We start from the raw sequence: 21,191 nt of genomic DNA on the forward strand, positions 1-21,191 counted from the left end.
GGAGCGCAAACATGAACAAAATCATCAATTTCTCGTTAAAAAATAAGTTCGCAGTTTGGCTACTAACCATTATTGTTACTATTGCGGGGATCTACTCTGGACTCAATATGAAGCTGGAAACAATTCCTGATATTACAACACCGATTGTGACAGTAACTACGGTCTATCCTGGTGCTACACCAGAAGAAGTAGCTGATAAAGTTTCAAAGCCGATGGAAGAACAACTACAAAATTTAAGCGGTGTTAACGTTGTGAGTTCATCATCTTTTCAAAACGCATCTTCTATTCAAGTAGAATACGATTTTGACAAAAATATGGAAAAAGCAGAAACAGAAATTAAAGAAGCTCTCACAAATGTAAAACTCCCAGAAGGTGTTAAAGATCCTAAAGTTTCACGAGTAAACTTCAATGCTTTTCCCGTTATTTCGTTAAGCGTAGCAAGCAAGAATGAATCTTTAGCTACTTTAACTGAAAATGTAGAAAAAAATGTTGTACCGGGATTAAAAGGACTTGATGGTGTTGCATCTGTTCAAATTGCTGGTCAACAAGTAGATGAAGTACAGCTCATCTTTAAGAAAGATAAAATGAAAGAACTAGGACTAAGTGAAGATACTGTAAAAAATGTGATTAAAGGATCGGATGTATCTTTACCACTTGGCTTATACACATTTAAAGACACGGAAAAATCAGTTGTTGTAGATGGCAATATTACAACGATTAAAGCATTAAAAGAACTTAAAATACCAGCTATACCTTCCTCACCTAACGGTCAAGGTAGTCAAAATGCTGGCGCTGGTGCACAAACGCCACAAATGAATCCAGCCGCTATGAACGGGATTCCAACAGTTACATTAGATGAAATTGCTGACATTAAAGAAGTTGGGAAAGCAGAATCCATTTCTCGAACAAATGGAAAAGAAGCAATTGGAATTCAAATTGTGAAGGCCTCTGATGCAAATACAGTTGATGTTGTAAATGCAGTAAAAGATAAAGTAAAAGAACTTGAGAAAAAGTATAAAGACTTAGAGATTATTTCAACATTCGATCAAGGTGCACCTATTGAAAAATCAGTAGAAACAATGCTGAGCAAAGCAATTTTCGGTGCTATCTTTGCGATCGTTATTATTATGCTGTTCCTACGAAATATTCGAACAACGTTAATCTCTGTCGTTTCAATACCACTTTCTTTATTAATTGCTGTTTTAGTCATAAAGCAAATGGATATTACGCTTAACATTATGACACTTGGAGCAATGACCGTTGCTATAGGCCGCGTTGTCGATGACTCAATTGTTGTTATTGAAAATATTTACCGCCGTATGTCGTTATCAGAAGAGAAATTGCGCGGAAAAGATTTAATTCGTGAAGCTACGAAAGAAATGTTTATCCCAATTATGTCTTCTACCATCGTAACAATTGCTGTATTTTTACCACTTGGACTAGTAAAAGGTATGATTGGTGAAATGTTCTTACCATTCGCCTTAACTATCGTCTTCGCTTTATTAGCATCATTACTAGTAGCAGTTACAATCGTACCGATGCTAGCTCATTCCTTATTTAAGAAAGAGAGCATGAGGGAAAAAGAAGTACATCATGAAGAAAAACCAAATAAATTAGCAAATGGGTATAAACGCATACTTGCATGGGCTTTAAATCACAAAATTATTACATCAAGTATCGCTGTTCTTCTATTAGTTGGTAGTCTTGCACTTGTACCAGTTATCGGTGTAAGTTTCTTACCTTCTGAAGAAGAAAAAATGATTATCGCAACATACAATCCTGAACCAGGTCAAACGTTAGAAGACGTTGAAAAAATTGCAACAAAAGCTGAGAAGCACTTCCAAAATAATAAAGACGTCAAAACAATTCAGTTCTCATTAGGTGGAGAGAATCCAATGAGTCCTGGTCAATCAAACCAAGCAATGTTCTTCGTGCAATATGATAACGACACGAAAAACTTTGAAAAGGAGAAAGAACAAGTCGTTAAAGATTTACAGAAGATGTCTGGCAAAGGCGAATGGAAAAACCAAGACTTCGGAGCAAGTGGCGGTAGTAACGAAATTAAACTATACGTTTACGGAGATAACTCAGAAGACATTAAGCCTGTCGTAAAAGATATTCAAAATATCATGAAGAAAAATAAAGACTTAAAGGATATTGACTCTAGTATTGCAAAAACATATGCAGAGTACACTTTAGTCGCAGATCAAGAAAAGCTGAGTAAAATGGGCTTAACGGCTGCACAAATCGGAATGGGACTTTCTAATCAACATGATCGACCTGTTCTGACAACAATTAAAAAAGACGGTAAAGATATCAATGTATATGTAGAAGCTGAAAAACAAAATTATGAAACAATCGATGACTTAACAAATCGTAAAATTACAACACCACTTGGTAATGAAGTGGCTGTGAAAGATGTTATGACTGTAAAAGAAGGTGAAACTTCGAATACAGTGAAACACCGCGATGGCCGTGTTTATGCAGAAGTAAGTGCAAAACTAACATCTGATGACGTTTCAAAAGCATCTGCCGCTGTTCAAAAAGAAGTAGATAAAATGGATCTTCCTTCTGGCGTAGATGTTTCTATGGGCGGCGTTACAAAAGATATTGAAGAATCATTTAAGCAACTTGGCTTAGCGATGTTAGCTGCGATTGCCATTGTATACTTCGTTCTTGTCGTTACATTTGGCGGTGCCCTTGCACCATTCGCAATTTTATTCTCGCTACCATTTACAATTATCGGAGCTCTTGTTGCCTTATTAATCTCCGGTGAAACATTAAGTGTGTCTGCAATGATTGGGGCGCTTATGTTAATCGGTATCGTTGTAACAAACGCAATCGTGCTTATCGACCGCGTTATTCATAAAGAAAATGAAGGACTATCAACACGTGAAGCTTTATTAGAAGCTGGTGCAACACGCCTTCGTCCAATTTTAATGACTGCAATTGCAACAATTGGTGCTCTTATCCCGCTTGCATTAGGATTTGAAGGTAGTGGCTTAATTTCTAAAGGACTTGGTGTAACGGTAATTGGTGGATTAACAAGTTCAACGTTATTAACACTTCTTATTGTTCCAATCGTTTATGAAGTATTAAGCAAATTTAAAAAGAAAAAAACAAAATAACAAAAAATAACCTCGCTAACTGCGAGGTTATTTTTTACTTCCAAACAAGACTAGAAAATCACCATAGCCTTCTTTCTCTAATTCCTCTTTTGGAATAAATCGAAGGGCTGCAGAATTAATGCAGTAACGAAGTCCATTTGGTCCTGGACCGTCTGGAAATACATGCCCAAGATGTGAATCTCCTTCCTTACTTCTCACTTCTGTACGCGTCATATTATGACTCACATCCATCTTTTCTTTCACACTTGCTGACATAACTGGTTTTGTAAAACTAGGCCATCCACATCCACTATCAAATTTGTCTAGAGAAGTAAATAGCGGCTCACCTGAAACGATGTCTACATAAAGACCTTCCTCTTTATGGTTCCAATACTCATTTCGAAATGGTGGTTCTGTACCATTTTCCTGCGTTACATAAAACTGCATCTCATTGAGTTTTTCTTTTAAATGAGCATTATCCTTTGGCCAATGTTGCTTAATAAAAGCATCTCGTCCTGAGCCTTTACGATATAACTCATAGCGGAATGTGTTTTTCTTATGATATCCTTGGTGATATTCTTCAGCTGGATAAAATGTAGCTGCTGGTAGTATTTTTGTCGCAATTGGTTTTGAAAAGCGCCCACTCTGCTCAAGTTCTTCTTTTGAGGCTTCTGCTTTTTTATGTTGTTCTTCATTATGATAAAAAATCACTGTTTCATAAGACTGTCCGCGGTCGTGGAATTGTCCTCCAATATCGGTCGGATCAATTTGTCTCCAATATATATTTAACAATTCCTCATACGACATTTTATTTGCATCAAATGTAATTTGTACCGCTTCATAATGTCCTGTTGTTTCTGAGCACACTTCTTTATACGTTGGGTCCTCTTTATGACCGCCTGTATAACCTGAAATAACCTGTATAATGCCCTCCATCTCTTCAAATGGAGAAACCATACACCAGAAACACCCTCCAGCAAATGTAGCTAACTCTACCTTTTCATTTACAGCCATTCTTTCACCCCTATTCTATGTTCTTCTTACAGTATGGCATAAGGAACATCATGTTATAAAAGAAAAAGCATCGAACATCGATGCTTTTTCTTACTTCACTTTATTTTTCCCAACATCCTTCTCCATTTCATCACTTGTCACGTCTAAAACATCTAGTAAGAAAATGAAGATTGGAATACCGATAATCAGTCCCCATACACCTAAGAAGTGCTCTGAGAAAATTAATACCATAAAAGTATAGAAAATCGGTAAATTTGTTTTTTGCGACATAAACTTCGGATTTAATACGTAACTTTCAAGCGCATGAATCACTGTTACGATAACTAAAATATAAACAACGTACATAATACCGCCAATATTGTAAGCAATCATACAAAGTGGGAATAACGAAATGATAACCCCCGCTACTGGAATTAATCCAAGCAAGAAAATCATTAATGCTAAACCTAATAATTGCGGGAATCCTAATATCCATAATGCGATAACTGAAAGAACACAGTTAACAACAGCAATTAAAAATTGTGCTTCGATTACCTTTCCAAATGAACGTGCAAATTTCTTTCCGAAGTACTCAATTTCAGTATAGAAAATTGCAAGCCTGCTTTCTTTAAACTTTGCAGTAAAACCAACAATACGAGATTTTTCTAATAAGAAAAACAAACTCAAAATTAAAGAAAGTAAAACCTGAAGGCCAAATTTACCAACATTCGTAATCGATTTATACAAAATGTCTACGCCTTGTCCTACATATTTAGAAAGCTCCATATGATTGACAGCATTAACTGCATACTTAATTAGTTCACTATCTGGTGGGTTTCTTAAAAATACATTGAATTGGTAAATCAGTTGTGAAATTTGTATCGTCAATACTGGTAAATATTTAAATAGCGTAATAGCAATTCCACCAATTAACATTACATATAGAAATGCTATAATAATTTTTCGATTAATAGGCATGAAATGATCTAATTTGCGGGAAATAAACTTTTGGAATCGATCCATTAAATACGTGAGAATAAACGTAATTAATATTAAATTCAACATACTTTGCAGCCCGTATAACACGAGAGCAAGTATTACTAATACGAGTAACCTCTGAAATCCTTTACTTTGAAACAGGTTTTTTATTTGCATAATCGACGAATACTCTCTCCTGTCCTATAAACTAAAACGTTACTAAGTAGATTTCTCTCTCTTTTCTACTTTTAATTATTCATTCATATTAAGATTTTTATAAACTCATTATATGCCTACCTTAACAGGTATACAGTAGCTTACTTCTTATTTTACAATACAATGACCTAATTCAAAACGTATTCTACATAGTATTAATGAAGATTTAAGGAAACTTACATTTTTTTAAATAGGTCTTACCACTACTGTAACATAAAAAGCAAGCTATCAGTAGAAATCTGTCCTACAAATAGCTTGCTTTTCTTGTTTTTTAAGTAAGTTTTACTATCCAATGAATGGTATGAACATTGGGATGACAACTACTGTTACAACCCCAACTACCGTTACAGCAATACTTGCCATTGCTGCCTCTACCTCACCCATTTCAATTCCTACCGCAACTCCTAATGCATGACCCGCTGTTCCAAGCGCTAAACCTTTTGCAATCGGATGTTTCACTCTAAATGTTTTTAAGAATAATGCTCCTAATGCGTATACGATAACTGCGTTGAAAATAACTGCAAACGATGTAATTGCTGGAATACCACCAATACTTTCTGAAATTGGTAACGCAATTGCTGTTGTTGCTGCTTGTGGTAGCATTGAATTCATTACTGCTGTATCTAAACCGATTGCTTTTGCAACAATGAACACGACAATTACTGAGCAAATAGATCCAACCACGATAGCTGATAAAATTTGCCACCAATATTTTTTCAACTTATCAACTTGTTTATAGAGTGGGATAGCAAATGCAATGGTTGCTGGCTCTAAGAAGAAACTAATCATTTTTCCGCCAGTATTATATTCTTCAAAAGTAAAGTTACCTACCTTTAGAAAGACAATCCCTAATACCATCGCTACGAATAATGGCGTAAATAGGAAGAACCCTTTTGAATGCTTGAATAATAATGTTCCGATTCCGTATGCGATTAATGAAACGACGATTCCGAAATATGGAGTCATTGTGCTTGCCATGTTCATTACCTCCTAACAATATATAAATGCAATGGTTACGCAACCTTTCCGTGCTTGCGTCCTTTATTTACTACTTTCAATTCTTTTGTATCTTCTGTTTCTTTTTCATCTTTTCCTAAAATAAATTGTGCAAATAACCCTGTTACAGCGAGTAAAATAACTGTTGCTACAACAATTACAGTTAAAATTTGTACAAAGTATTGCCCCATTACACCAAGAGAATTAATAACTGAAATACCTGATGGGACGAATAAGAATCCAATAATACCTGTTAAAGCTGTTCCGAGTGATTCAACTTGCTCCAATTTAATAACTTTTAAACATAATAGACTAAATAAAATAACTAACCCGATTACCGATGAAGGCATTGGAATTGGTAAATGTGTTGCAATAATATTAGAAATTAACATAATAGCTGAGAATATGAATGCTTGTGATAAGAAACTATATACTTTTTTCGTACTCATTTTGGCCACCTCTTTCGATTTGGTACCTTTATTGTATAGGATACAAACGTATAAGTAAGCGTTTACATAACAGAACGTCAAATATACAGAATCAGTTACAAATATAAAAGGATGAAATACAAAAGCTGCTTCTTAAATACGAAGCAGCTTCTTGAGTTCTTTTGCATATGTACGGCTAACAGGTACTTTCGATCCTTCTTTCATGATTAAATTATAAGTAGAATTAAACCATGGCTGAATTTCAGTAATATGATTAATATTCGCAATAAAGCTACGGTGTACGCGCATGAAGCTTGCTTGTGGTAACTTCTTCTCTAAAATTACAAGTGTATCATGTGTTACATACGTTTCCCTCATTGTTTTTACTGTGACTTTCCCATCTACAAGCCCTACATATATAATATCTTCAATATTCACAAGTACGATTGATTCTTCAATTGGTAATGCTAATTTATGCATCTCTGCTGTTACATCTGTCCCCTTTATTTCGTGCTTCGTTTCTATTTGCGCTTGTTTTTGTTTTTTATACTTCTTTAATGTCTGCACAATACGCTCTTCATCAAATGGTTTTAAAATGTAGTCTAACGCATCTACTTCAAATGCTTGCAGCGCATATTGATCATAGGCAGTAGCAAATACAATTGCAGGTGGATTTTTCATCTTCTTTAATATATTCGCGATTTCAAATCCGTTATCATCGGATAATTGAATATCTAAAAACACAATATCTGGTCTACTTTGCATTAGTTCTTCTAATGCGTCTTCCACACAATCAGCCTCACCAATTATCTCAACTTCTTTCGTTCTCTCTAATAAATACTTTAGTTCATCACGTGCTAACATTTCATCGTCAACTACTAGTACTTTTAACAATCTGCTCTTCCTCCCCTACTTTTTTTGGAATAACAAAAGTAATCTCTGTCCCCTCATTTAATTCACTTTCGATATGAAGCATCGTTTCTTTTCCAAATAATCCAATAAGACGTTCATTAATATTATATAAAGCTGTTCCAGTCCCTTTCTTTGACGAAACTACCATCTTTCCTAATTGTTCTAAACGTTCTTCCTCAATTCCCTGTCCATTATCTTTTACTTCAAAGTGAACCATACCCTCTTTTTCAAAAACATGCACTTCCACTTCGCATACTGGTTGCTTCTTCGGAAAAGCATGTCGCAATGCATTTTCAACCAATAGTTGAAGAACAAATGGTGGTACTAAAGTTGTCTTTAGCTCATCCTGAATATACATCTTTACCTCATACTTATTTGGGAACCTTGCTTGTTCTAGTGATAAGTATGCCTGTACATGGTTTAATTCTTGTTCTAGTGGAATCAATAACTGACGTGCCCCTTGCAAATTACAACGGAAATATACGCTAAGCTGTAATAATAACTTCCTTGCTTTTTCTACATCTGTTCGGCATAAAGCTGATACTGTATTAATCGCATTAAATAAAAAGTGCGGGTTAATTTGCGCTTGTAATGCTTTTATCTCCGCATCTTGAAGTAATTTACTTTGCAACTCAGCTTCTCCTAACTCTAACTGCGTGGAGAATATTTTTGCTAACCCTTCTGCTAATTCCTCTTCCACACGACTTAACTGGTTAGGATTTTTGAAATAGAGTTTTAATGTCCCTATCGTATTTCCATGCGAAGTTAGTGGAATTACAATCGCCGCTTGCAAAGGGCAGCCTTCATGTTGACAATTAATAACCTCACGTGATTTCGCTTTCATTATTTTCCCTGTGTTTAACACTTCTTTCGACAAACCGGTTATTAAACTATGTGAAGGAATATGGTGATCTGATGCTAATCCAACATGAGCTAATATTTTCTCTGTATCTGTTAAGGATACCGCATCTGTTCCTGTAAAACGGTGAATAATTTGTGCCACATGCTTACATGATTCTTCTGTTAAGCCTTGGCGGAAATACGGTAACGTTTTATCTGCAATACGTAATACTTTATGAGTCTGAAGTGCCTTTGCATTCTCCTCCTGACGCAAAATAGCTTGTATCATAGAAAGTAAAATAAAACTTCCAAAACTATTTACAAGAATCATTGGTATCGCTATTGTTTTCACAACGCTAATTCCATCCTCTATAATTAATAAAATCATAAGCATTTCTAAAGATACGATAAAAACACTTAAAACTGCTGAAAATTTAGGAGTAATTGTACGATTATATTTTTTGAAAATATATCCGATATAACCAGTTATAATCCCAGCTAAAATAGAAGAGATTGCGCAGCTTAGCGCTGTCGTACCACCAAGCATATAACGATGAATACCAGCAATAAATCCTACTCCAACCCCTACGATAGGGCCACCAAGTAAGCCGCTAATACCGACACCCATAATACGCGTATTCGCAATTGTACTTGACGAAGAAACACCTTGTAACCAGTTTTCATTCATAATCGTATTTCCTGCTATTTCAATCCCAGTGTAATTGCTTACAATTGTAAATACCGAAAAAATACAAATAAGCTTCAGCTTATCTACATAGCCATCCTGTTTATGAAGGAGGCGTCTGAAAGTTTTAATATGAGAGAGTAAAAATCCTAAAATAACTATAAGTCCGACTCGTTCAATCATCATGAGTACTAAATTTAGCATCTTTGATTCATTCCTTTTTATTTAGTTAGTTTTATTATGGGAAAATAATGAAGTCGGCGTCAAGAAGAACGAAATATTTTTTGAAATATTTTACACATAATAACTTCCTCTTTATTTGACAATACAATAGAAGAGTGCTAAAAATAAAGTAATATAATACAGTCCTTTAACCCAACCCCGTGAGGTTGAGAAGGAAGTCGGAATATAATATACGTATGTTCTTTTTGGGGGATACGTATGCTTTTTTGGCCTTCTCATCATATCAGGTGAGAAGGCCTTTTGTTATTCTTCCATAGCGACTGTAGAAAATAAGGAGGAGTAATAATGAACGTCACTACTGATGTACAACAAATAACAGAGGAGACGAAAGCGAAAAGATATAAAACATTATTTGGTTCTGCGCTAGGATATGCAGCAGAAGGTTTAGATATGTTGCTATTATCTTTCGTACTTGTCTATATTTTAAAAGAGTTTCACTTAAGTCCTGTTGAAGGTGGAAACTTAACATTAGCTACCACAATAGGGATGTTAATTGGTTCTTATTTATTTGGATTTATTGCTGATTTATTTGGCCGTATTCGTACAATGGCCTTCACAATCTTACTGTTTTCACTAGCAACCGCACTCATTTATTTCGCAACAGACTACTGGCAATTATTAATTCTGCGCTTTTTAGTTGGAATGGGGGTTGGTGGTGAATTCGGAATCGGAATGGCCATTGTAACAGAAACATGGTCTAAAGAAATGCGCGCTAAAGCGACATCTGTTGTTGCACTTGGATGGCAATTTGGTGTACTGGTTGCTTCACTCCTTCCAGCATTTATTGTCCCGCACTTTGGATGGAGAGCCGTTTTCTTATTTGGATTAATTCCAGCTTTACTAGCTGTCTATGTCCGTAAAAGTTTAAGTGAACCGAAAATATGGGAGCAAAAACAACGCTACAAAAAGGAACTGTTGCAAAAAGAAGCTACAGGTAAATTAACAACTACTGAAGCAGAACAACTAAAACATATAAAAAAATTCCCACTTCGAAAGTTATTTGCCAATAAAAAAGTAACAATTACAACAATCGGTCTCATTATTATGTCGTTTATCCAAAACTTCGGATATTACGGAATCTTCACATGGATGCCCACTATTTTAGCAAATAAATATAACTATACATTAGCAAAAGCAAGTGGCTGGATGTTCATTTCTACCATCGGTATGCTAATTGGAATTGCAATCTTTGGTATTCTAGCTGATAAAATTGGTCGCCGTAAAACTTTTGCAATCTATTATATTGGCGGTACAGTATACTGTCTCATTTACTTCTTCTTATTCACAGATTCAACATTATTATTATGGGGAAGTGCATTGCTTGGATTTTTTGCAAATGGAATGATGGGAGGATTTGGGGCAATTTTAGCTGAAAACTATCCTGCTGAAGCTCGCTCTACCGCTGAAAACTTTATTTTCGGTACAGGACGTGGGTTAGCTGGATTTGGGCCTGTTATTATTGGCTTACTCGCTACAGGTGGCAACCTACTTGGAGCATTGTCCTTGATTTTTATCATCTACCCAATCGGGTTAATTACAATGCTACTATGTGTACCAGAAACAAAGGGAAAAGTATTAGATTAAACGTAAAAGAGGAAGCATCTCATTTAAGATGCTTCCTCTTTTACGTTTTTATTTATTTTGATTTACTAGCCTTCTGAAATAAGAATGCAGTTTTATCTTCTTCTTTTACAATACCTTGTTTTAATGCTAATTCTCCCGCAACTTTAGGCGCTAACCATAGCATTGGGAATAACAAAATTGATACCGGAACTGCCGTCACCACGATAAACGATTGTAGCGCATTAATACTTCCTTCACCCATATATAAAAGAATTGCTGCAACTGCGCCCATAATAAGCGACCAAAAAATTCGCAAACTAATTCTAGGATCTCCGTCTCCAGTCACTGCCATTGAAATGGAATACGCCATTGAATCTCCTGTTGTCACTACAAATAAAATTGTTAATAAAAGAAATGCTGGTCCAATAATATTAGAAAGTGGCAATTGTCCTGTAATTGCAATCATAGCTGCCGGCATACCAGATTCACTTAATGCGTCCGAGATAGACCCAGGATTCATCAACTCATAAAACACGCCTGATCCACCTAATATAGTAAACCAAAACGTTGTAATAATAGGTGCGATAATTCCAATTGCAACGATGATTTCTCGAATCGTTCTCCCTCTTGAAATTCGACTCACTAAAATTGCCATCATTGGTCCGTATCCAATAAACCATCCCCAGAAAAAGATTGTCCAAGATCCTAACCAACTTGTATCACCACGGTATGTGCTCATCGGTATAAACTCATTTACATAAAATCCAAACGAAGAAACAAACGAATCAATAATAAATCCACCTGGCCCAAATAGTAATATGAATGCCATTAATACAATTGCTAATCTAACATTTAAATTACTTATAATTTGAATCCCTTTATCAATACCTGTTACTGCCGATATGGTAGACACGGCCACCACACAAACAATAATTGCTAATTGAGTAGTAAACACATCAGAAATTCCAAATAATTCTTGTAATCCATAACTTGCTTGTAAACCTAAAAATCCAATTGGGCCAATTGTACCTGCAGCTACTGCAATAATTGCAGCTGCATCAATTATCGTTCCAAGCAGGCTCTTTCTTAATTTTTCCCCAAAAATAGGATATAAAAGCGTTCGAGGTTTTAGCGGCATATCTTTATGATAATGTCCATACATCATAACTACCGCACTAATTGTACCTAAAATCGTCCATGCTAAAAATCCCCAATGCATATAACTTTGTGCTAAAGCAGGCATGACTGCTTCTTTCGTTCCAGCAGATATACCATCATGTATTGGTGGCACCGTCATCAAATGATACATTGGCTCTGCTGCTGCCCAAAAAACGCCACCTCCGGCAAGTAATGTAGACATAATAATAGCAAGCCATTTTGCCGTACTAATCTCAGGTTTTTCTAATCCTCCAAGCTTAACTCTCCCATATTTGGAGAACGCCATACACATCGCAACAATAAATGTACCTAATAATAAAACTTGCCAGAAGGCACCGAAATATTTAATTGAAAAAGCGAAACTTTTATTAATCGCACTCTCTACATAATCCTTGTTCAAAAAAACTGCAATTACAAATAATAAAAGTGAACCACCACTAATAATAAATACAGGCCAATCAGTTTTTCGACTCTTCATCCTCATTTACACTTCCTCCTTCCTCAGCAATCTAAAAAAACAACTTTATTATGTTTTATTGTTTAAAACCAAAACACAATAATTATATATGCATAACATTTTATTGACTTCCCACATACTTATGTTGTCCCTAAAAATATGCCAAATCCCTTATTAAAAAGAAAGAATCTCTTCCTCTTACATAAAAAAGCAAAACAAAAGACCTTATATTTCTATAAGGTCTTCGAAACAGAAATTTGATTATAACATAAGGAACTCCTTGGTTCAAAAAGCCTCTTCCAAAAATAACCGAGAGTAAAGGCTTCCATTTGCTACATAACAGTAATTTAAAAAAATTATATTTCACAGAAAAAACCTACACTAAATATCATTTATGAAAGAAATTTGGCTTCAAAATTTCATTCGGATACGGTTTATGATAAATGTGGGTGGTAGCTGGAGATAATGGTGGAATAAGCCATACCCAATTACCTGTTACAACACGACCACAAGCAGCTTCTTGCTTCTCAAATTGCTGAAATTGTTGTGCAGCAGTATGGTGATCAACAATACTAACTCCTTGTTTTTTGAAGGAGTGTAGTACGGCAATATTCAACTCAATTAGCGCCTTATCTTTCCATAAGGTACCGTTTCTGGATGTATCTAAATCCATCATCTCCGCAACAGCCGGAAGTAAATTATAACGATCATGATCTGCTAAGTTGCGCGCCCCAATTTCTGTTCCCATATACCATCCATTGAACGGAGCGGCTGTATAAGAAATACCGCCAATTTCTAAACGCATATCTGAAATCATTGGAACACCATACCATTTTACTCCAAGTGATGAAATAGGGTATTCTGGGTGTTCAATTGGCACTTCTTTTACTTCTTCTCTCGGAATTTCTTTATATATAGGCGCTTTTCCATCTATAGAAAACACAAGTGGCAATACATCGTAATTCGTACCTTCTCCTTGCCAACCAAGCTCCTGACAAAAGTCCGTAAATGTAGCGGAATGAGAATCACCAATCACTCCCGTTTCTGTTTTATATCCTGCATATCGAATCAATTGGTGATTATAAATTCTTATATTATTTTCTTCACCTTGATATTGCTTAAAAATCGTAATGGTTGGTTTAACTTTTCCGTCGTTCGTTGCATATTTAATATGATGAATTAATGCATTATATACACCCTCTTCATCATTTACTTCGCGCGCATCTAATATGTGCATCTTACTCCAAAATAGTCTTCCAATACATCTATTACTGTTACGCCATGCCATTCGTGAACCATGAACAAGTTCTTCAAATGTGTGCTCATATGTCCCTGTCTTCTCTATCTCAATTTGAATTTCTTTTATACGTTCTTCTATCAATTGTTCTTTATGAAGCTCCTTATAACAAATCGTAATAAAATTACTTGCTTCCTCTATTAATTGTTTCGTTTTACTCATAAACAATCTCCTTCTATTTCAACAAAACCCTGCTACTTTACAGTATAAGCAAAAAGGATAGGAGTCACAAATGAAAGTGAGAGTGTTACTTTTATTGTAATATTTTTCAGAAAATTAATGGAATTACTATTGACTTATATGGAAAATGGGTGTATTTTTGACTCAGGTAAAGTATTTTTACCTAGACCAACTTTTTAAGTCGAAAGGAGGGAATGTTATGTCTTCATTTCAATTGCCAAAGCTTTCATATGACTATGATGAACTAGAGCCACATATTGATAGCAATACACTTGCCATTCATCATGGAAAGCACCATGCGACATACGTAAACAATTTAAATGCTACTTTAGAAAATTATACTGAATTACATAATAAATCTTTAGAAGAATTGCTATGTAATTTAGATGCTTTACCGAAGGAAATTGTTACAGCTGTACGAAATAACGGTGGTGGTCACTATTGTCATAGTCTTTTTTGGGAAGTGATGAGCCCACGAGGTGGCGGTGAGCCTAATGGAGACGTTGCAAAAGTAATTGATTATTATTTCAATACCTTTGACAACTTAAAAGATCAACTTTCCAAAGCAGCTATTAGTCGTTTTGGAAGTGGCTATGGATGGCTTGTTCTTGACGGTGAGGAACTCTCTGTTATGAGTACACCAAATCAAGATACGCCTTTGCAAGAAGGGAAAATCCCCTTACTCGTAATTGATGTATGGGAACATGCTTATTATTTAAAGTATCAAAATAGGCGCCCAGAGTTTGTTACCAACTGGTGGCATACAGTAAACTGGGACCAAGTAAACGAGAAGTATTTACAAGCAATTCAATCACAAAAACATTAGTCGTACGTATAAGGTAAATTTGGTAATGTAAAATCAGTATTGTCGAAATCCTCCAGAATCCCCCGGATTGCCACCGGGGGATTTATGATTACTTCATTGTATTTATATAATGTTTTAAAATATTTTTTATTTCTAGTTTCAGCTCTCGGAACAAAAATCCGAATTCACGAGCCTTTCCATTATGTAACGTACAGTTAGTTACCTCATTATAAGGAGCTATATTTCCCCCAGCTTTCTGAATGAGTGCTTTTATTCCTGTCTTCTCTTCTATGAAATGAATAATTTCTTCCATAGAAACTACTCCGTTACTACAGGCGTTAATTGGTCCTCTCACATTTGCCATTCCGCACCAAGCTAGAAACTCTCCTGCCTCTTTTTCATGTATAAATGACAAAGTTCCATCTACATGATCCACAACGATAGGTTTTTGGTTCACAATACATTCAACGTAAAATTGTAACCTTTTCGTATAATCATTTTCTCCAATAACAACTGGAAAACGCACTGCAACGACTGGGAATGTTGCATGTTGAAATACAACGGCTTCAGCTAATCTCTTTCCTTCACCATAATTGAAGTCATTCCTATCTCCATACGCGATTGCATACTCGTACGGATTAAAGTCTTCTTCTGATAAGCTTAGGGCAGGTTCATAGACGGCCATTGAAGATGTCATAACATATTTCTTCGTTTTCCCTCGTAACACTTCACATATTACCTTCGCTGCATTCGAGCTATAGCATAAATTATCGTATACAATATCATAACTTTTATCTTCTAGACGCTCTGCTAGTTGTTTTTCATCTTCCCTATCTACAATAAGTCTTTTTACTCTACTGCCAAAAGAATCTTCCGTAATTCCTCTCGTCGCAATCGTTACATCGTGCCCCTCTTGCAAAAGTGCTTCTACTAAATGTTTACCAAAAAATCTTGTTCCCCCTAGCACCAATACTTTTTTCAACTTCATCATCCCCACTTTAGCAAATTGTAAAATACTACCTCTCTATTATAAGTGCTAACATATAAAAAGCATGGAATTCGTTTAACGATTCCATGCCTTTATACAGATAATATATTAACGTACTCGATATTTATAAATACAATAACAGAAGTATAAAATAGAAATTACAGATACATAAACCCATAATTCATATACGAATCCCTCTCCCCACACTCCCATAAAATAAAAGAGTGAAGGTAAAGTCAATGTTACCCATGATTGTACGAAGGCAATCCTTCCAAGATATTGATTAATGTTCTTCTTTTGTGTATTTAATACAAAGAATAAATACCAAAGTAATGCCCACATAAACCACGTTAACGCATTAACAACATCATGGAATTGAACAAATGAAACAACCATATAGAATAAGGCAATAATTGCTACCCAAATACAAAACCATCCTAGGCCACTACTATCCATTCCTTTTATAAAAGTAACACCTACATATAAATAAGTTAATCCAAATAAGAAAGTAGCCGCATATGAATACACTGTCCAATTGCTTTGGTCAGAAATCATAATCAAATAAAACGGAATAATAATTTGTAGTGCACCCACAAATAAATTAAAAACACCCGCACTTTTCATCTCTGCTTTCCCTAATATAACAAGACTATTTAAAAATAAAGCTGCCCCTGAAAGTAATAATCCTACATAACCCATATATATTCGTGTGAAAATCTTTACCTTTCACACTTTTAACCTCCCCACACTATAAAATGATACTTATATTATTTTTCTTCCCATTTAAAACTACATACATAATTTTTTATCTAAATAAGTCAGACCTCCTACCTCAAAAAAGGAGTGAACTTAAAACGCTTTCAATAATAAATAATCCTATCAAAACATGAACTAGGATTCCTTGATTATAAACGGACTCTAGCAATGATACAAGTGTTGGAATACATTTCAATAATACGCTTTCAATTCCCATAAAAAATTAATAAAATAATACATTACTCTATCTCATTCTACTACCTTCTAGCATAAGATATTGTAAAATCATATCATTTAAAACAGCGAACGTTCTTTTCTAGGTTCGCTAATAAACTTAGTAGAAAATGAATATAAAAAATGACCTCTTGCTTTTATGCAAAGGTCATTTTTTATATTCATCATTAAACTTCTAAATAGCCATTTTTATTATTTGATTGCCATTTCCAAGAGTCAGCACACATTTCTTCTAATCCGCGTGTTGCCTCCCAGCCTAATTCACGCTTTGCTTTCGATGCATCAGCAAAACATACTGCCACATCACCTGGGCGACGCTCTGTAATTTTATAAGGAACTTTCTTGCCCGAAACTTTTTCAAACGCTTCAACCATCTCTAGTACACTATAGCCCATGCCTGTGCCCAGGTTATAAGCATCTACTCCTGTTGTACTCAGTACTTTCTCAAGCGCCTTTACGTGACCATTTGCTAAGTCCACAACATGGATGTAATCACGGACTCCTGTTCCATCTTTCGTTGGATAGTCATTTCCGAATACGCTTAATTCTTTTAACTTACCTACCGCTACTTGCGTTACATATGGCATTAAGTTATTTGGGATTCCATTTGGATCTTCTCCGATACGCCCACTTTCGTGTGCACCAAATGGATTGAAATAGCGAAGTAATGCGATACTCCATTCTGCATCTGCAAATGCTACATCACGCATAATTTGCTCAATCATTAATTTCGTTTGACCATATGGATTTGTTGCACTTAATGGAAACTCCTCGGTAATCGGTGACGTTTCCGGGATACCATATACAGTTGCAGATGAACTAAAGATTATCTTCTTTACATTATGTTTCTGCATTACTTCACATAGCACTAACGTGCTTGTAATGTTGTTATGATAATATGTTAATGGAATCGCTACTGACTCCCCTACAGCTTTAAATCCTGCAAAGTGAATAACTGCTTCAATTGAATTTTCTTCAAAAATTGCGTCAAGCGCTTCGCGATTTAAAACATCTTCTTTATAAAACTTAAATTGTTTTCCTGTTATTTCTTTTACTCGATTTATAGATTCTACCGAGCTATTCGAAAGATTATCCACTACTATAACTTCGTAACCGCTATTTAGTAATTCTACACATGTATGACTACCAATATATCCTGCTCCACCTGTTACAAGTATTGCCATAATTATAGTCCTCCATATTTCATTCATTATAAACTTCTCAAAGTATATCACATATTTCTTATCCTATGTTTAACATGCGAACACAGAAACTTACATTTTATCCCATAATAATTTTATAACATATACGATTCTAATCAGGTAATAAAAAAATGCCACATAATTTTTATTATGTGGCGTTTTTTTATTAAATTACGTAACAATATACACTTAGAAAATGCGCAAGACTACCTAATAATACAAAAACATGAAAAATTTCATGATGCCCCATATATTTAAACTCTAACCATTTTGGCTTTGTTCCATAAATAAATCCACCAATTGTATAAAAAATGCCACCAAGTACTAAGAAAATAATGCCTCCTGTACTTAAATTCTCAGCTAACGGTGCAAAGAATAAAACAATTAACCAACCCATCGTAATATAAATTGCTGTCGATAACCACCTTGGACAATTAAACCAAAACATTTTAAATACAATGCCACAAATCGCAGTTGCATAGACTAAACAAAATAATAGCAAACCACTTGCTGAATTTAATGTAATTAAGCAAAAGGGTGCATATGTACCTGCAATTAATATAAAAATCATAGAATGATCTAGCTTCCTAAAGAAGTATATAACACGTTCATTGGCCACAACACTATGATATACAGCTGACGCCGTATAAAGGACCATCATTCCAATACCAAACAAAATAACAGCTGTAATTGCAGCAAATGATGGCATCTTGATAGAAACTTTCACAAGCATAGCTAATAACGCAATAAATGATAATATCGCTCCACCTAAGTGAGTAAATGCATTAACTGGTTCCCTTACATAAGTATTCATAATAACACCCCTCATATAATTACATGTAGTTTTTATAACTACATGTAATTATATACACATTTCTTTTTTAAGGTCAACATTTACAATTCATTTGTTTCGTAATACCATATTTAAAGATATATTAAACATTAAGTTCCACTAAGTTATAAAAGTGAGGGATTCTACGTGGAAAATATAAATGAATTACTTAAGACATTACATTTAGAAAAAAACATTAAACTTGAGGATATTCCAAATGTTGACTTATATGTAGACCAAGTTGTCCAACTATTTGAGAATACTTATGCAGATACAACGAGAACTGATGATGAAAAAGTATTAACAAAAACGATGATTAATAATTACGCAAAAGGGAAACTATTCATCCCTATCAAAAATAAAAAGTATTCAAAAGAGCATATGATTTTAATTAGCCTAATTTATCAATTAAAGGGAGCTCTCTCCATTAACGACATAAAAAGTTCATTAGAAACTATAAATGACTCCTTATTAAATGATGATTCATTCGAATTAAATACGTTATACAAAAATTATCTTGCTCTTACTGAAAGCAATGTCGAAAGCTTTAAACAAGACGTAAATAACCGTGTTACAGAAGTAAATGAGATTTCTTCCTTAGAAGATACAAAGCTAGAAAAATTTCTACTACTAACATCCTTCGTGACTATGAGTAATATGTATAGACGTTTAGCGGAGCAACTAGTGGATGATTTAAAAGAATCATAAATAAAAAACTATCCACCTATTAAAGTGGATAGTTTTTTATTTACTTAATTGCTTCATGAACTTTTAGTTGTTTCCCTTTAATCGTTGTAGTCTTCATGACTTTCAAGACAAGTTGTCCTTTTCCATTTAATATTTCAACGTAAGAAACATTATCTTGTATCGTAATAATACCTATATCTTCTGCTGTAACACCTTTAATTTTAGCAATTGTACCGACGAAATCTACCGCCCTAATTTTCTTTTTCTTCCCGCCATTAAAGTACAGCTTCATAATGCCTTTGTTGATATCTGCATTTTTATCTTTCTTTATAATTGGTTTAGCATGTATCTTTTCTTCAAATGCAGCTTTCTCTTTCATAACTTCTTCTTTTGAAGGTCCAATTGCCTTTGGAATTTCAAATCCAATATACTCCTCAATCTCTTCTAAAAATCTATTTTCATATGGTGTTATAAATGTAATAGCTTTTCCACTATTTCCAGCTCGTCCCGTTCTTCCAGTACGATGTACGTAGCTTTCTTTTTCAAGTGGAATATCATAATTAATAACATGTGTAATATTATCAATATCAATTCCTCTCGCAGCTACATCTGTTGCTACTAAATAACGGAATTTTCCTTTTCTAAAATCATCCATGACTTCAAAACGATCTTCTTGTACCATACCACCATGTATTTTGTCACAAGGATAGTTAGCTCGTTTTAATTGTCTATATACATGATCTACATTTTCTTGTGTACGACAGAAAATAATACAGCTATCAGGATTCTCAATCGTTGTTACATCTTTAAGTAGTGAAAGCTTCTCGTCTTCTATCACCTCAAAAAGAGTATGTTCAATTTTATCCGTCGTAATCCCAGCTGCTTTAATTTCAATATGAATTGGTGAATTCATATATGTACGAGACAATTTCTCAACATCTTCTGGAAGTGTTGCTGAAAATAACATCGTCATTCTTTTTGTAGGTAATTCATCAATAATTGCCTCTACTTGATCGATAAAGCCCATATTTAGCATCTCATCTGCTTCATCAATAACTAAATACTTCAAACACTCTAAAGAAAGGGTACCCTTCTCAATATGATCCAACACACGACCAGGAGTACCAACTACAATATGTGTCTTTTGCTTTAATTCTAATTTTTGACGTGCAAATGGAGATTTCCCATAAACTGCCGCAGCCTTAATCCTTTTGAATCGACCTATATTTGTAATATCTTCTTTTACCTGTACCGCAAGCTCTCTCGTTGGTGTTAAAACTAATGCTTGTGGTTTATTCTCTTCCCACTCCACCATTTCACAAAGTGGAATACCAAATGAAGCTGTTTTTCCACTTCCAGTCTGGGACTTCACAACAAGATCCTTCTTTTCTAATGCAACTGGAATAACCTCACCTTGTACTTCTGTTGGATGATTATATCCTAACCCAGTAAGTGCCCTTACGATTTCCGTACTTAGTTTATAATCAGAAAAACTTTTTTTACTCATATATTAACCTCATTTTATTTTCTTTTTTATCTTTTGTATACATTACTATCACCCTACTTATTATACTTGAAACCTCACATAAAAAGGTGGATCATGCCAGATTCATCTTTATATATAGAAATAAACC

Annotated in this window: 17 protein-coding genes; 4 read left to right on the plus strand and 13 right to left on the minus strand. The window is 34.7% G+C overall.

Going from position 1 to position 21,191, the window contains the following annotated elements; all coding sequences use genetic code 11:
* The first annotated feature begins 11 nt into the window (after positions 1-11).
* Positions 12-3,128, plus strand: coding sequence for an efflux RND transporter permease subunit (locus GBN78_RS05535; RefSeq protein ID WP_152127053.1), 3,117 nt, complete (start codon positions 12-14; stop codon positions 3,126-3,128).
* 27 nt (positions 3,129-3,155) lie between these two features.
* Here the strand turns inward: GBN78_RS05535 and msrB are convergent, their stop codons facing one another.
* From msrB to lytS, 6 genes are all read right to left on the minus strand, one after another.
* A complete protein-coding gene (msrB, locus tag GBN78_RS05540) occupies positions 3,156-4,121 on the minus strand; it encodes a peptide-methionine (R)-S-oxide reductase MsrB (RefSeq protein ID WP_152127055.1) in 966 nt (321 codons plus the stop codon).
* Between the two features lie 90 nt (positions 4,122-4,211).
* Positions 4,212-5,255: an AI-2E family transporter gene (locus GBN78_RS05545; RefSeq protein WP_001166010.1), complete on the minus strand. Its 1,044-nt coding sequence runs from the start codon at positions 5,253-5,255 to the stop codon at positions 4,212-4,214.
* A gap of 324 nt (positions 5,256-5,579) precedes the next feature.
* Positions 5,580-6,272: an antiholin-like protein LrgB gene (lrgB, locus tag GBN78_RS05550; RefSeq protein WP_000168868.1), complete on the minus strand. Its 693-nt coding sequence runs from the start codon at positions 6,270-6,272 to the stop codon at positions 5,580-5,582.
* A gap of 35 nt (positions 6,273-6,307) precedes the next feature.
* Positions 6,308-6,739 carry an antiholin-like murein hydrolase modulator LrgA gene (gene lrgA / locus GBN78_RS05555; protein ID WP_000104901.1) on the minus strand — a complete coding sequence of 144 codons (432 nt, stop codon included), beginning with the start codon at positions 6,737-6,739 and terminating at the stop codon, positions 6,308-6,310.
* A gap of 132 nt (positions 6,740-6,871) precedes the next feature.
* The gene (locus GBN78_RS05560) at positions 6,872-7,612 is read right to left on the minus strand and encodes a LytR/AlgR family response regulator transcription factor (protein ID WP_000921840.1); all 741 of its coding nucleotides are present in this window, start codon (positions 7,610-7,612) and stop codon (positions 6,872-6,874) included.
* Complete coding sequence (gene lytS, locus GBN78_RS05565) at positions 7,590-9,359, minus strand: two-component system sensor histidine kinase LytS (RefSeq protein ID WP_000933591.1); 1,770 nt, start codon at positions 9,357-9,359, stop codon at positions 7,590-7,592. Before lytS ends, GBN78_RS05560 begins: the two co-directional genes overlap by 23 nt.
* 324 nt (positions 9,360-9,683) lie before the next feature.
* Between lytS and GBN78_RS05570 the strand changes: the two genes are divergently transcribed.
* Complete coding sequence (locus GBN78_RS05570; protein ID WP_001103408.1) at positions 9,684-10,982, plus strand: MFS transporter; 1,299 nt, start codon at positions 9,684-9,686, stop codon at positions 10,980-10,982.
* A gap of 52 nt (positions 10,983-11,034) precedes the next feature.
* Here the strand turns inward: GBN78_RS05570 and GBN78_RS05575 are convergent, their stop codons facing one another.
* Both GBN78_RS05575 and GBN78_RS05580 read right to left on the minus strand, forming a co-directional pair.
* Positions 11,035-12,603, minus strand: coding sequence for a BCCT family transporter (locus GBN78_RS05575; protein ID WP_001242442.1), 1,569 nt, complete (start codon positions 12,601-12,603; stop codon positions 11,035-11,037).
* Positions 12,604-12,964: 361 nt separating this feature from the next.
* Positions 12,965-14,035, minus strand: coding sequence for a nitric oxide synthase oxygenase (locus GBN78_RS05580; protein WP_000047625.1), 1,071 nt, complete (start codon positions 14,033-14,035; stop codon positions 12,965-12,967).
* Positions 14,036-14,252: 217 nt separating this feature from the next.
* Between GBN78_RS05580 and sodA the strand changes: the two genes are divergently transcribed.
* Positions 14,253-14,879, plus strand: coding sequence for a superoxide dismutase [Mn] (gene sodA / locus GBN78_RS05590; protein ID WP_000094035.1), 627 nt, complete (start codon positions 14,253-14,255; stop codon positions 14,877-14,879).
* 88 nt (positions 14,880-14,967) lie between these two features.
* On the opposite strand, the gene GBN78_RS05595 is transcribed toward sodA, so the two are convergent.
* The 4 genes from GBN78_RS05595 to trhA form a co-directional block, all read right to left on the minus strand.
* A complete protein-coding gene (locus GBN78_RS05595; RefSeq protein WP_043327923.1) occupies positions 14,968-15,849 on the minus strand; it encodes an NAD-dependent epimerase/dehydratase family protein in 882 nt (293 codons plus the stop codon).
* 105 nt (positions 15,850-15,954) lie between these two features.
* On the minus strand, positions 15,955-16,545 hold the full coding sequence (locus tag GBN78_RS05600) for an AmiS/UreI family transporter (RefSeq protein ID WP_000542569.1): 591 nt from the start codon (positions 16,543-16,545) through the stop codon (positions 15,955-15,957).
* Between the two features lie 458 nt (positions 16,546-17,003).
* On the minus strand, positions 17,004-18,020 hold the full coding sequence (galE, locus tag GBN78_RS05610) for a UDP-glucose 4-epimerase GalE (RefSeq protein WP_000996548.1): 1,017 nt from the start codon (positions 18,018-18,020) through the stop codon (positions 17,004-17,006).
* 184 nt (positions 18,021-18,204) lie between these two features.
* Positions 18,205-18,852, minus strand: coding sequence for a PAQR family membrane homeostasis protein TrhA (gene trhA, locus GBN78_RS05615; protein WP_001099728.1), 648 nt, complete (start codon positions 18,850-18,852; stop codon positions 18,205-18,207).
* Positions 18,853-19,017: 165 nt separating this feature from the next.
* On the opposite strand from trhA, the gene GBN78_RS05620 reads away from it, so the two are divergent.
* On the plus strand, positions 19,018-19,578 hold the full coding sequence (locus tag GBN78_RS05620) for a DUF1836 domain-containing protein (RefSeq protein ID WP_000427884.1): 561 nt from the start codon (positions 19,018-19,020) through the stop codon (positions 19,576-19,578).
* 40 nt (positions 19,579-19,618) lie between these two features.
* Here the strand turns inward: GBN78_RS05620 and GBN78_RS05625 are convergent, their stop codons facing one another.
* Positions 19,619-21,064 (minus strand): DEAD/DEAH box helicase, encoded by a 1,446-nt coding sequence (locus GBN78_RS05625; protein WP_098938630.1) that lies wholly within the window; start codon positions 21,062-21,064, stop codon positions 19,619-19,621.
* Between the last annotated feature and the right edge of the window lie 127 nt (positions 21,065-21,191).

Origin of the sequence: Bacillus sp. B2-WWTP-C-10-Post-4 (assembly GCF_009183805.1) — a bacterium.
Taxonomy (GTDB): Bacteria; Bacillota; Bacilli; order Bacillales; family Bacillaceae_G; genus Bacillus_A; species Bacillus_A cereus.

Bases quoted from the DNA above. Each gene is read 5' to 3' on its own strand.
- GBN78_RS05600 (WP_000542569.1), bottom strand. From the start codon at position 16,545: ATGGGTTATGTAGGATTATTACTTTCAGGGGCAGCTTTATTTTTAAAT.
- GBN78_RS05575 (WP_001242442.1), bottom strand. From the start codon at position 12,603: ATGAGGATGAAGAGTCGAAAAACTGATTGGCCTGTATTTATTATTAGT.
- GBN78_RS05625 (WP_098938630.1), bottom strand. From the start codon at position 21,064: ATGAGTAAAAAAAGTTTTTCTGATTATAAACTAAGTACGGAAATCGTA.
- GBN78_RS05580 (WP_000047625.1), bottom strand. From the start codon at position 14,035: ATGAGTAAAACGAAACAATTAATAGAGGAAGCAAGTAATTTTATTACG.
- lrgB (WP_000168868.1), bottom strand. From the start codon at position 6,272: ATGGCAAGCACAATGACTCCATATTTCGGAATCGTCGTTTCATTAATC.
- lytS (WP_000933591.1), bottom strand. From the start codon at position 9,359: ATGCTAAATTTAGTACTCATGATGATTGAACGAGTCGGACTTATAGTT.
- GBN78_RS05570 (WP_001103408.1), top strand. From the start codon at position 9,684: ATGAACGTCACTACTGATGTACAACAAATAACAGAGGAGACGAAAGCG.
- trhA (WP_001099728.1), bottom strand. From the start codon at position 18,852: ATGAATACTTATGTAAGGGAACCAGTTAATGCATTTACTCACTTAGGT.
- GBN78_RS05545 (WP_001166010.1), bottom strand. From the start codon at position 5,255: ATGCAAATAAAAAACCTGTTTCAAAGTAAAGGATTTCAGAGGTTACTC.
- GBN78_RS05535 (WP_152127053.1), top strand. From the start codon at position 12: ATGAACAAAATCATCAATTTCTCGTTAAAAAATAAGTTCGCAGTTTGG.
- sodA (WP_000094035.1), top strand. From the start codon at position 14,253: ATGTCTTCATTTCAATTGCCAAAGCTTTCATATGACTATGATGAACTA.
- msrB (WP_152127055.1), bottom strand. From the start codon at position 4,121: ATGGCTGTAAATGAAAAGGTAGAGTTAGCTACATTTGCTGGAGGGTGT.
- galE (WP_000996548.1), bottom strand. From the start codon at position 18,020: ATGGCAATACTTGTAACAGGTGGAGCAGGATATATTGGTAGTCATACA.
- GBN78_RS05595 (WP_043327923.1), bottom strand. From the start codon at position 15,849: ATGATGAAGTTGAAAAAAGTATTGGTGCTAGGGGGAACAAGATTTTTT.
- lrgA (WP_000104901.1), bottom strand. From the start codon at position 6,739: ATGAGTACGAAAAAAGTATATAGTTTCTTATCACAAGCATTCATATTC.